Source organism: Paenibacillus sp. FSL E2-0190 (assembly GCF_037992965.1).
Classification (GTDB): Bacteria; Bacillota; Bacilli; order Paenibacillales; family Paenibacillaceae; genus Paenibacillus_AQ; species Paenibacillus_AQ odorifer.
This window is the reverse complement of sequence record NZ_CP150306.1, coordinates 1694249-1707376: the sequence shown is the minus strand read 5'-3', so window position 1 is coordinate 1707376 and position 13128 is coordinate 1694249. Positions and strand designations below refer to the sequence as shown.

Here is a 13128-nt window from a genome sequence, read left to right as displayed (position 1 = left end):
CATGGGCATTTTTGCCTCTCTTTTCTCCAAATCGCACACTTTCGGCGTTATCAAAGGCTTTGTGGCCTCTCTTTTCTCCAAATCGCACACTTTCGGCGTTATCAAAGGCTTTGTGGCCTCTCCCGATGCCGCAACTGGTTAAGAATACTCGGTTAGTAATATTACTTTTTGTTTCGGTTAATCACCAATTCGGTTATAGAATGAAAAGTTTAAATTAACAAAAGGGGTGAGGAACGATGGACCATAGAAAAAGATCACGCCTGATGCAGCAGTTTATTTTTGTCGGGCCAACTTCCTTGTTTTTCTTTATTATTGTGCTGATTCCTTTCTTTTTGGGACTCTATTATTCATTTACCAGCTGGAACGGAATCTCGCGGCATGTCGAGTGGACCGGACTACGGAACTATCTACATATTTTCACCAAGGATCCTTCCTTTCTTAATTCATTCTGGTTCACGGCGAAGTTCACTTTCTTCGGTCTAGTGCTGACCAATCTGCTTGGCTTCGCACTCGCTTATGTGCTGACGCGCAAACTGTTCACACGTAATGTCCTGAGAACTGTATTTTTTGTACCGCATGTCATTGGCGGACTTTTGCTCGGGTTTATTTGGCAGTTTATTTTTGTCAGAGGATTCTCCTCTATCGGGCAGGCCACCGGCTGGTCCTTCTTTAATCTTCCCTGGCTAGGCACCGGAGGGACAGCATTCTGGGCGATTGTTATCGTATTTGTCTGGCAAAATGCGGGATATCTGATGGTGATTTACATCTCTGCTATCAACAATGTTCCCCAAAGCCTAATTGAAGCGTCCAAAGTGGATGGAGCCGGACGTTTTCAGGCCTTGCGCCATGTCACTCTTCCACTGGTCATGCCTGCTGTAACTGTCTGTCTATTTCTATCTATCTCCTGGTCCTTTAAGCTGTTTGACCTCAACCTGTCGCTGACCAAAGGTGGACCCTTTAAAGCTACCGAATCTGTAGCCTTGAATATTTACAATGAAGCCTATACCATCAGCAGGTTCGGAATGGGCTCGGCTAAAGCGATGGTTTTCTTCGTCATCGTGGCCGTGATCTCCCTACTACAGGTTAGAGCAACCAAGAAAAGAGAGGTGGAGCTGTAATGGAGACTACCGCCAAGAAATTTAATGTCCCCCTGCTTCTCATCGAAGTGATTGTAATCCTGCTGGGACTTCTATTTTTAGTGCCCTTTTACTTTTTACTGGCTAACTCAGTGAAAAGCTATAGTGAAATACTTTCTGACTCTGCTGCGCTGCCTTCAGCACTCCAGTGGAGCAACTACGCGGAAGCTTGGAAAGCTACCAATTTCCCTCGCGCCTTCCTGAACTCTTTTATCATCACGGTGATTAGTAATGTTCTGCTAGCGTTCCTCTGCTCTATGTGCGCTTACAAAATGGTCCGCAACAACAGCTTGTATAACCGTGTGCTCTATATTGCATTAGTAGCCGCCATGGTTATTCCATTTCAATCTATTATGATTCCGCTGGTGCAGGTCGTCAGCGGTTTGGGCGTCATGGATTCAACCGCCGGTTTGATTTTAGCATATCTTGGGTTTGGCGCCCCGATGACTGTTTTTTTATTCCACGGCTTCGTTAAATCGGTACCTCTCGATATCGAGGAGGCCTCAAGAGTAGATGGCAGCAGTCCTTATGGTACCTTTTTCCGGATTGTACTTCCGCTTATGCAGCCGATTATCGTCACCGTCATCATACTGAATACCCTGTGGATCTGGAATGATTACTTGATGCCATCGCTTATTCTGCAGGATCCGGTGCTTCGCACCATTCCCATCGCCACTTATAGCTTTTTCGGACAATATACGAAGCAGTGGGATTTGGCGCTTCCAGGACTTGTGCTCGGGATTACGCCGGTGGTCATCTTTTTCCTAGTGATGCAAAAATATATTATTGAAGGCATTGCCCAGGGCTCCGTGAAGGGCTAATGATACATGTTGCTTTCAGCCAGAGAGGATGAATGAATATGAGAACAAAACGTGGAATTCTCCTCGCATGCTCCCTGCTGCTGGCTGCCCTGACAGCCGGTTGCGGACGCAGCAGCGACAATGCAGATGGAGTCAAAACCGTACACATCTACCAGTTCAAGGTTGAAATATCTGAAGCGCTGGCTTCGCTCAAGACCGAATTCGAGAAAGAACATCCCGATATTAAGCTTGAGGTGCAAAGCGTGGGTGGCGGGACCGATTATGGCGCCTCGCTGCGTGCCAAATTCTCTTCCGGAGATGAACCGGATATCTTTACCATCGGCGGCAACAATGAACGTGATATGTGGCTGGAATATCTGGAGGATCTGAGCGGCGAAGCTTGGGCCAAGGATGTAAAGCCACTCGCAGCAGAACAAATGACTATAGATGGCAAGCTGTATGGGATGCCGATGAATCTGGAAGGATACGGCTTTATCTATAATAAGGATCTATTTAAAAAAGCCGGAATCACTGAGAAGCCATTGACGCTAACCGCTCTACGCGAAGCCTCCGAGAAGTTAAAAGCGGCAGGCATCACACCTTTTGCGAATGGTTACCAAGAATGGTTCGTGCTTGGCAATCATAATGTAAACGTGCCTTTCGCCCAGCAGCCTGATCCAGAGGCATTCATCGCCGGACTTACAGACGGTTCCAAAACCTTCGCCGGAGACCCTATTTTCTCCAAGTGGATCGATCTACTTGACCTTACTGTTGAGTACGGCAATAAGAACCCGCTCTCAACCGACTATAATACACAAGTCACTATGCTAGCGAGCGGCGAAGCTGCGATGATGCAGCAGGGTAACTGGACACAAGGGCAGATCGACGGCATCGATCCCAATCTAAACCTTGGCATCCTGCCCATGCCCATTGACGACACTCCCGAAGACAACGACAAGCTTTATGTAGGCGTACCCAGCAATTGGGTTATCAATAAAAACTCTCCCGTTAAGGAGGAGGCCAAGGTCTTCCTGAATTGGCTCGTCACCTCCGAGACCGGAAAAAAATATATCACTAAGGAATTCCAATTCATCCCTGCGCTCGACAACATTAAGGGAACCGAAGAAGATCTTGGAGCACTAGGTGCTGAGGTGCTGGCTTATACCGATAAAGATCAAGCGCTGACTTGGAACTGGACCCGCCTGCCGAACGGGATGCCACAGGAATTATCCAGCAGCATTCAAGGGTATCTCGGCGGTAAGCTGACCAAAGAAGGGATGTTGAAGGAATTCCAAATCAACTGGGATAATCTCAGTGTGCAGTGATTTACCTGCTCTAGATACAACAAACAGCCGCGCAACGATGCGTGGCTGTTTGCGCTTGTTCATTTAATTCCTCTCCGTTCATTAGTCGGAACCCGTTGCTAGTTCGCACGCAGCATGCTAATTTGTCTGGCAAGATACACAGGCGTATAGGGCATGTCATCTCGGAGCCAAGAAATAACCGTGCCAATTAGAGCTGCTGAACCGTACCAAACGGCAATGTCCTTTTGTATCGGTACCTTTGAATGATCAACGGCCCCCTCCTTTTTCTTCTGGTGTGCAGAAATGATTTCCGCCATCAAATTAAACAGGCGATCTGTAAAAATCGGGCTTCGTTTCGATGTGAGTATGACTTTGTAGAATTTTGCATTTTCCGCAATATGCTTAAGCAGACTCTCTAATATTCTCAGATTCTCTTCATCAACCGATTCATCATGGTTGCCATCGTTGTTCACCACTTGTAGAATGTCCTCCACCATCTCATCCGCCATCTTTTCTAACATATCCGGGAGATCCCGGTAGTGCAGATAAAAAGTAACACGATTGATTTTAGCCCGCTCTGCAATACGGTTTACGGATATTTTCTCAATATCCATTTCCTCAAGCAATTCAATTACAGCATCTCTAAGCAATTGACGTGTCCGAAGTACCCGGGGATCTGTACGTTGCGTTGTGTTATTCATCTTCTACTCTCCAATCTTTTACTTTCATATTGTAAGCTACATATTTTAGATAATTGTTGTTTTTTTAAAAGAAAAAACTACATTTTCACAAAGAATGTAAACTACTTTACATTTTTTCGCAAATTGTTGCTTGATTACATGAAAATTTCATTTATAATCTAATTCATGCATTGTAAACTATACAACACACTGTAAATTTAGTCCATGATCGACGAGTTGAAAGGATGGAGTGGAGTGAGTACAAAGAGAGAAGTAACAAGCAGTTCCGTGAAAAAGGGCCCCATCTTATTCATTATGATTTTGGGCGCCTTTCTTGCGACACTGAATCAAACGGTAATGAGCGTTGCCGTTCCGGAGTTAATGCATGATTTTAATATCTCGGCGGCTACAGCTCAGTGGCTGACAACGGGGTATATGCTCGTTAATGGTGTTCTAATTCCAATTACAGCTTATCTAATGCAACGGTTTACGACGCGGGAGCTTTTTCAAGCTTCTATGTTTATATTTTTGGCTGGAACGATCGTATCGGCCGTCGCGACAAACTTCCCTGTTCTGTTGACCGGGCGTATGATTCAGGCAGCTGGTGCCGGGATTATTATGCCACTGCTCACGAATGTCATCTTGACCCTGTTCCCTCCTGAAAAGAGAGGGGCTGCCATGGGGATGGTAGGGTTAGCCATCATTTTCGCACCTGCGATTGGACCTACTCTGGCTGGATATATTTTGGAACATTATTCTTGGGAGACAATGTTTTATGGCATGATTCCTTTGACCGTCATTGTAATCATATGCGGATTTATTTATTTAAAAAATATATCGGAACGCATCTTTCCCAAGTTGGACATTGTTAGCGTAACTCTTTCTACCATCGGTTTTGGAACCTTGCTGTATGGCTTCAGCCGCGCTGCCAGTGCGGGTTGGTCGAGCGCAGAAGTGTTATTGTCTTTAGCAGCAGGTGTGCTTTCCCTTGGCTTGTTTACTTGGAGACAGTTGGCTTCCCAAAATCCACTGCTTGATCTCCGGGCCTTTAAATACAATATGTTCTCCTTAACAACTGTCATCAGTATCGCAGTTACAATCGTGATGTATGCGGATATGATGCTGCTACCTTTGTACCTGCAGAATGCCCGCGGTTTTACAGCGATGGAGTCCGGCTTGTTGCTACTTCCTGGTGCACTCGTAATGGGATTGTTGATGCCGGTAACCGGCAAGCTGTTCGACCGGTTCGGGGCAAAATGGCTCGCTATTATCGGTCTTCTGATTACAATTGCAACGACTCTAAGCTTTGTAAATTTAACAGACTCAACCAGCTACATGTATCTGGTATACATGTCAACAGGCCGCCGGATCGGGATGGCTTTGCTCCTCATGCCTATACAAACTCTGGGTCTAAATCAACTCCCCGCCAAGCTTAGTGCGCATGGTACAGCGATTTCGAATACCATTCGACAAGTAGCTGGCGCCGTTGGGACTTCCCTGCTCGTCACCGTAATGACAAGCCGTACTACAACGCATATGAAGGATATGCTGGCCTCTGGCAGTACACAGAACGGAACACAGGAACATATGATTATGGAAGCATCCATTCAAGGGATCAATGATTCCTATCTAGTGATTGTGGGAATTGGTATCCTCGGTCTGCTGCTATCTTTCTTTATTAAACGTGTTGGGCAAGCGCCTGACCCTGAGCAAGAACCCAAGGTGAAGCTCAAAAAAATCATTGCCAAAGAAGCTTGATATAAAAGTTATCAGCACTGTGTAAGCCTCATAAAAAAAGAGATCAACGATGAATAACATCGTTGATCTCTTTTTCTGCTAACTTGCATAACTATTTCAGTTTAAAATAGATGGATCTTTTGTCGGACTCAAGCTTACTATCGTTTCTATAAAGAATAAGGGTGTTCTCCTTGCCTTTGATTATTGGCAGAACAACTTTACCCGAAGCTTCAAAAGAACCCGGTTTACTTGGGGTGACTTCAGGAAAATCAGCCAACAGCTTTTCGATATTTTCTCCGAGAGATCCCTCAAAATAATCACTAGAGCCACCAATATAGTATTGTCCACTGGATGTTTCTACCCCCCAAATGGTAGGTGTAAAACTTGAAAGGAACTTCCGCCCTTGGTCCTCACTACCTTTTACAAGAGTGGCGTTTTTCACCTTAAGCGTTACATCAAGCAGGACATAATCTACAGCTACATCGGGATCAGTGACATGTTCCTCAAACCCAAGAGCATGTAATTGTCCGAGAGTAGTCGACGTAACCTTATTGATAGTGAAAGTATATTGAGCAGATGTTGAATCACCCTTAGGGCTATAATTGTTATCAAGGTCCGTATAAGTAAAAGAAGTACCCAACTTCACTGCATCTGCAAACGAAGCGCCGCTGTTACTGGAAGTCGTAGCGGAAGATGATGCAGCAGGCTTTGGTGTTGCTTGCGGAGTGGGCTCGGTTGCAGGCGGAGTAGATATGGTTGCCGGCTTCGCAGTAGCTTGTGCAACAGTATTGTCCTTATCCGGGACAACGGATGTAGATGTTCCGCCGTTCGCCGATGTGATCACAACAGCTTGACGACTGTTATCCCATTTCACGGTTGCCCCCAGTGCTTCAGATACAGCCTTGGCGGATACATAGCTATGTCCCTCATAGATAATTGGGTACATTGTTCCTTCACTACTTGACAGGTTCACTTTCTGATTATCCACTTCAATGCTGATGGCCGCATTCTGATATGCAGAAATCTTCTTCAATGTCGTGTCTGCATAAGCGACTGCACCCACAGCCAACAGCATTGAGCTAACTGTAATAATTGACATGACTTTTTTGCTTGTTACCTTTAGCATCTTACACTCTTCTTTCATGTTTATGTATATGAATCTCGAAAATTATATCACTTTATATCGAATTTTGTAAATATTGGAATGATAGGATATTCGTTCTTTATTTGTGAATACTTAAAAAAGACACATTTCCATTCTCCAACGCCAAATTCCCCCTCAAAATGGTCGATATTCTGGTAAGCCTTAATAACTATGACCTTGTTGCTAGAGTCTGATAATATTTGAAAAAAGATAGACTTTCTTTTCGTGACATTTTTTTTCCTTTTCAGCTCCAACTCAACGGAACATACACAAAAAAATCGCTGCCCCTCTCCGCAAGGAGGTGAGCAGCGATGCTTAATACAGAAGAATGCAAGGGATGGTTGCACACGTATTTCCACTCTTCAGACTAAATATGACCTTGAGACAATTCAGACTTTTTTTCTGTGATGCCGGGACTACAGCTTCCAGATACGGTACAGAATGACTGCCGCTTCAGCACGGGTAAGCGTATCGTTCGGCGCAATTCTATTATTCTTTCCGTTTACGACTCCGGATTGGATCAACAATGATGCGCTGTCTTTTGCGTAGCTGGAAATACTTGCTTCATCAAGATAAGCAGCAGCTACAACGCCGCTCGCCTTAACTTGCTTACCGGCTGCCGCCAGCGCTCGTGCTGTCAGCACCATCATATCTTGTCTGGAGATATTGCTATTGGGTCTAAACGTATCATCTTTAAAACCTGTAGCAATTCCCAATTCCTTCGCGATGACCAGTTCATCATAATAGTAGTCTGTCTTTTGGACATCGTTGAACATTATTGCACTTTTACCCGTTCTCTTCAGTTCAAGCGCTCTTACGAGGAGAGTAATGAAATCCGCTCGTTTGATTGAATCTGCAGGTGAAAAGCTGTTCGTGGACGTTCCTTTGATGATATCGCGAGCCGCCATAACGTCTATAGCTTGTTTGGCCCAAGAAAGATTCTGCAGATCTCCGAAGTTTTTCTTTACGAAGGTTACTGCATAAGTGCTGAAGTGGGTTGTTTGAAAGACAACCGTTTGGCTTGCAGCATCATATCGGCCATTCGAAACCGGCAGTACGTTGCCTTTGCCATCGATGTACCAAACGACGATAAGCTCCGGATGGCTTAGCTCCTCCGCTGTCGGCACGTAAGGAATGGCTACCGTTACAGGTGCTTTAGGGTTATTCCAAGGAATAACTTTGTCACCTGCTACTACGCTTAGACCGATAATTGGACGGTTGCCAATCATATTGCGGGTAGCTGCTTCCAAGCTGTCCGTGGTGACTTTACTTATTCGTATAGATACTTGCTCAGCATTATCTGTTATGTTGGACAGCATATTGCTTGGAATTTGAATTGTGGCATTTTCCGTCTTAAGCCATAGTTCAAAGTTTTCTTTCCCCGTTAGGCTTTGGGTCGGTAATTGTATATCATACCCTTTCCCGTCCGTTTGCTTTGGCACTTCAATGATAATTTGTTTCTTGCCGTTTGCCGCTACAGTAGCCTGCTCAAGCGCTTTTTTCATGTTGTCGCTGGAGATCGTACCTATAACCCGCCCGTTATCGGACTTTACCTCCAGTTTAATCGTAACAACACCATCTTTGTTTGTAATGGCTCCAGGCTGTGGAGTTGATACTACATTACCCGAGTTACTGCTACCCGTTGGCGCATTTGTTGGTGCTGGCGTCGCTGTTGGAACAGGTGTCGGGGTTGCCGATGGTTCCGTTGGGTTTGTTGGATCGGTTGGATCGGTTGGATCGGTTGGGTCAGTTGGATCGGTTGGGCTCGTTGGTGTCGGTGTCGGTGCTGTTGTCGGCGTTGGAGTGGGTTCCGGCCCCGTAGATTTACCCTTTAGAGTAAGCACACCATAAACGGATGTGTCCATATATCCAGTTCCGCTCGTATCGTTCCACGCCGCGACACTTTGACGTGAGCCCTCTTTAGCGTCGTTGATCTGTACATCGAAACCAAGCTTTTTATCGTTGTCCGGAGTGATCCCTTGAAGTGGAATCTTCACTTCAACCGTATAGTTGGTTCCGGAAATCTGGGTTGCCGATTCAAAGCCGGCTGCGATACTTGCAGGATTAAATGAAGTTTCGTTGTCAAAATTGATTCTGTACTGGCCGTCATCATCTTGATAGAACGTCGTTTTCCCATTATTTTGGTCCACGAAGATTTCGACCGAATCCTGTTCATGTGCATTCACACTGCTCTTATCAAGCTGTGTATCACTCACCTGGATCAGGACATATAAATTTTGATCATCCCAGAGTGCTTTTGCCACTCCACTCGCTCCTTGCCAAGCGGTTTGATACCGATTGACCGGAATCTCAGCGGTCTGGCTCCAGATCTCGTCAACTGTTCCGTCTATAACAGGTGCAGCAAATTTAGCGGTAGATTGATTGGCTTCTACTGTTTCAGGCTCATGCTCTTCAATGAAGGTATCAGGATCGATAACGCCATAGTAAGCTGGCTTGGCTTGCAGATTTTTATCGAATAACAACGGATTGGATGAAGCTCTCCAGCTTGTGTTATCATCCATTCCCCAGAAGGTAACACGTTTGATAGAATCAGCGTGATCCCTGAAGATATTTAACAACTGCGCATATAGATAGCCCTGCGCATTAGCAAGCTTTTCAGAGAGCTGATAGTTGGTTCCGGCCTGAATGTCCAGCTCAGTTATGCTTACTTCGACACCCAAGGAAATGAACTTTTCCAAGGAAAGCTTCACATTCTCTGGGTTCGTATTAATGCTGTAGTGCCCCTGCATACCAACACCGTCGATAAGCAATTTGCCAGGGTGAGTCAGCAGGTACCTATCATTGATTTCTTTGACCATACTGTAGATGGCTTGCGCTTTATTCTGATTATCTTCGTTATAATCGTTGTAATAGAGCTTAATATCCCAATCTGGATGCGCGTCCAATACTTCTCTTGCCGCCAGGAAGGCTTGCTCTACGTAATCTGCTCCAATGGCACTTTTCCATGGGGCGGATCGCAGCGCTGTTTTCCAATCTGTTGGGTTGGATGGATTATCGCTCATCGCCTCGTTTACAACATCCCAAGAGATCACCTTGTCACCAAAATGCTCCATAACGGTTTGGATATGGGTCTGCAAATTCACAAGAGCTTCATCCCGTCCCAAGGGGATTGTGTTGTTAGCTGCGTCTGTTGTTGTATTCAGCCATGCAGGCGATTGTTGATGCCATACCAACACATGTCCATGCATCTGCATGCCCTCAGCCAGTACTTTATCTACAATTGTATCTGCCGCGATAAACGTGAAGTTGTCCTTAGTAGGCTGCAACGCGTCCGGCTTCATGGCATTACCTGCCGTAGCAACATTGTGATGCATTTTCAAAAGCTCAAGTCTGACACCTTCCAGATCCTCAGCGGTTATCGCATTTCCGATCAGAAAATCATTCTGATAAGCATCCTTAATCGGTATAAGATCTTTTTCGATATCTACCGGGCCAGAGCCTACCTTTTCAAAATTAATATCATCAATATAAAAAGAGGCCGTGCTATTACTGGAGCTTTCCACATAAATGGTCAAATACTCACTGCTTACATTGTTATAACGGTAGGATCCCTCAAACTGAATCCAGCCATCGCTTGCACTGATGGTTTTAGGTGCGAGCTGCACATAATTGGCGCTGCTGCCATTGCCAACCTGCGTGGACAGCTGGAGCTGCGAGCTTGCAGGCTGGATCAGCTTGACCCATAACGAAATTTTATATTCGTAGCCTTTGTCCACATACTTCTCCACACGTAATGTCGGCCCATGCCATGTACTGGTTCTTCCCTCAACCTTCAAAGCGTATGAACCATCATCCGTATGGTTCGCTTCATTAGTAACCGTAAGCGTTTCTGTACCTGCCCTGCCTTCAAAACCACCTGCCGTTTGATCCTCAAAAGTAACAGTGGTAAAAGGTAAAGCTGGGTCTCTAGGTGTTTCTGGTGTTGGAGTTGGCTCTACTGTAGCCACCTTTTCTGTGACCAATACATCCCCAATGTAGAACGGAACCGTTTTCCCGTCATCATTGGATTGAACGCGCAGTGTCGTATCTTTGTCCGTATCCACGGTAAATTCTTTCTTCAATATGACCGCTTGGCCTGCTTCATAATTCACATTTGCCAAAAGAGCATAGCTGCCTATCGCTTGAAGATAAGCTTGGGCACCGCTGGGTACAATCACATCAGCGTCTACATACACGGATGCAGTTACCGTGTAGGTTTTGCCGTTCTCTAGGCCCATGTCGCTGAATTTAAAATCAGCCGCGTCCCAGTTATTCGCTCTGTTGCTTACATATAAAGCTGCCCCGTCAGCATTGCCCGCAAAAACCTTTCCGGTGACAGGGGTTAGGTTAGCGCTGCCTGATTGTGAGGCTAAACCTTTGCCACTCGCAAAAGTTTCGTGATAGATTTCTTTATCCGTTTCCGTCACTGCTTTTTTTGCTGTAATGAGAAGCTCCCCAATGTAGAACGGAACCGTTTTCCCGTCATCATTGGATTGAACGCGCAGTGTCGTATCTTTGTCCGTATCCACGGTAAATTCTTTCGTCAATATGACCGCTTGGCCTGCTTCATAATTCGCATTTGCCAAAAGAGCGTAGCTGCCTATCGCTTGAAGATAAGCTTGGGCACCGCTAGGTATAGTAGCATTAGCATCCACATAAACGGTTGCAGTCACCGTGTAGGTTTTGCCGTTCTCTAGGCCCATATCGCTGAATTTAAAATCAGCCGCGTCCCAGTTATTCGCTCTGTTGCTTACATATAAAGCTGCGCCGTCAGCATTGCCAGTAAAAACTTTATCATTCACAGGTGTAAGGCTAGCACTGCCTGCTTGAGCTGCAATCCCCTTGCCACTCGCAAAAGTTTCATGATATACCGTTACCCTATCTGATGATACTGTCGTATCCTGCGCCGCAGCTTCAGTAACCGGAGCGATCCAGCTTGTCGGAATAAGCAAGGCAGCTGCGAGTAAGATCGAGATTACTTGTTTAAGCATTCTACTCATTTAATGCATTCCTCCTCTAGTGATTTTCATAAAAATCAGTTAATGACCTACCTTATTAGCACCAGCCCTATATTCCCACGCTAATTTCCTTACCTGCTAAATCCTTAATTTCAACAGTGGTACAATCATCTCGAAGAGCAGTAGAACATCATCACAAATGAATCTTTTTACTTACAGATCCCCTCCTTATATGTAAACGCTTTCATATCTACTCACACTATTTTACAGCCTCGCTGCTACGCACTACTACGCTAATATTAAAGGTGTTACCCCCCATAATTATAGGAAAACATAGGTATGATTAAAGATTCTACAAATTTAACCCAAAAAGAAAACCCCACTTACGGACCGTTGAACGTAACGGAAGGTAACGGGGAATTGGTTTGTTAGTTGTTCTGCCGCATAATTAAATGGTCTGTTTGGATAACGCTCCAAAATATTCTACAACTACCTCCCGAAATTCCAAAGCGGCCTGAGAAATGTACCGACTCCTGTGCCACAATAAAGCTATCTCCCTTTCCAATTCGTGATTCTCTACTTGGAGGTATTGGATATCTTCCCGTGAATTCCGTGCCGTGCTTGGTATGAAAGCTAAGCCAATTTCAGCTTCCACAAGAGTGCTAAGCCTTGCGGGTTCATCTCCCTCATACACATATTTAGGCACAAATCCAACTGATTTGCATACAGAGTCTATTAAATCGCGAGTACCATAGCCACTCTTTACACCAACAAACCACTCATCCCTTAGCTCTATCAAAGTTACGCTGCTTCGATTGGCCAGCCGATGCCCCTTTGGAACAGCCACAAGAATTGGATCGATAAAGACGATTTGACATTCGATGTCATCCCCTTTTATTGGAGGTGAGGATAAGCAATAATCAACTTCTCCTCTATTAAGAAGTGTAACCATTTCCTGCGTGGTTAGCATTTGCACATGGTATTGAATATCAGGCCGCTTTTTCCGAAACTCTCGCAGGATATTGGGTAATGTGCTTGCGGTCGTCACCGCTAATTCGAGTGTGCCATGTTCAGGACTGGATAAATCGCTAAGCTCCTGTTTTCCCTGCTCCAATTCAAACAATGCCCTTTCAGCTCGGCGAAGGAACCGGCTTCCGGACTCATTCAGTCGCAGCTTTCTTCCTACCCGATCGAATAAAAGTACCCCCAGATCCTCCTCCAAACGCTGAATCGTTTTGCTTAGTGAAGATTGAGTAACGTGTAGATTTCGTGCAGCTTCAGTCATATGTTCCAACCGAGCTACCGCGAGAAAATATTGCAGTTGCAAAAGTTCCAATTCGCACCTCCGTTCATTCCCTCAAGTCAATGA

General features: G+C 45.3%; 8 protein-coding genes. 4 read left to right on the top strand and 4 right to left on the bottom strand.

What is annotated here, in order from left to right; all coding sequences use genetic code 11:
• The first annotated feature begins 236 nt into the window (after positions 1-236).
• Genes NST25_RS07345 through NST25_RS07335 form a run of 3 tightly spaced genes read left to right on the top strand, consistent with a single transcriptional unit; the run spans position 237 to position 3261 of the window.
• Positions 237-1118 carry a sugar ABC transporter permease gene (locus tag NST25_RS07345; protein ID WP_076125253.1) on the top strand — a complete coding sequence of 294 codons (882 nt, stop codon included), beginning with the start codon at positions 237-239 and terminating at the stop codon, positions 1116-1118.
• Positions 1118-1957 carry a carbohydrate ABC transporter permease gene (locus tag NST25_RS07340; RefSeq protein WP_076141188.1) on the top strand — a complete coding sequence of 280 codons (840 nt, stop codon included), beginning with the start codon at positions 1118-1120 and terminating at the stop codon, positions 1955-1957. Before NST25_RS07345 ends, NST25_RS07340 begins: the two co-directional genes overlap by 1 nt.
• A gap of 38 nt (positions 1958-1995) precedes the next feature.
• Entirely contained in the window at positions 1996-3261 is a 1266-nt protein-coding gene (locus NST25_RS07335) for an ABC transporter substrate-binding protein (RefSeq protein ID WP_076301948.1), read from the top strand.
• Between the two features lie 98 nt (positions 3262-3359).
• Here the strand turns inward: NST25_RS07335 and NST25_RS07330 are convergent, their stop codons facing one another.
• Complete coding sequence (locus NST25_RS07330; RefSeq protein WP_076125257.1) at positions 3360-3941, bottom strand: TetR/AcrR family transcriptional regulator; 582 nt, start codon at positions 3939-3941, stop codon at positions 3360-3362.
• Positions 3942-4235: 294 nt separating this feature from the next.
• On the opposite strand from NST25_RS07330, the gene NST25_RS07325 reads away from it, so the two are divergent.
• Positions 4236-5678 (top strand): DHA2 family efflux MFS transporter permease subunit, encoded by a 1443-nt coding sequence (locus NST25_RS07325; RefSeq protein ID WP_248547961.1) that lies wholly within the window; start codon positions 4236-4238, stop codon positions 5676-5678.
• 91 nt (positions 5679-5769) lie between these two features.
• On the opposite strand, the gene NST25_RS07320 is transcribed toward NST25_RS07325, so the two are convergent.
• From NST25_RS07320 to NST25_RS07310, 3 genes are all read right to left on the bottom strand, one after another.
• Positions 5770-6783: a stalk domain-containing protein gene (locus NST25_RS07320; protein WP_340393663.1), complete on the bottom strand. Its 1014-nt coding sequence runs from the start codon at positions 6781-6783 to the stop codon at positions 5770-5772.
• Positions 6784-7217: 434 nt separating this feature from the next.
• The gene (locus NST25_RS07315) at positions 7218-11801 is read right to left on the bottom strand and encodes an endo-1,4-beta-xylanase (protein WP_340393660.1); all 4584 of its coding nucleotides are present in this window, start codon (positions 11799-11801) and stop codon (positions 7218-7220) included.
• Between the two features lie 406 nt (positions 11802-12207).
• On the bottom strand, positions 12208-13095 hold the full coding sequence (locus NST25_RS07310; protein ID WP_340393658.1) for a LysR family transcriptional regulator: 888 nt from the start codon (positions 13093-13095) through the stop codon (positions 12208-12210).
• Positions 13096-13128: the final 33 nt, after the last annotated feature.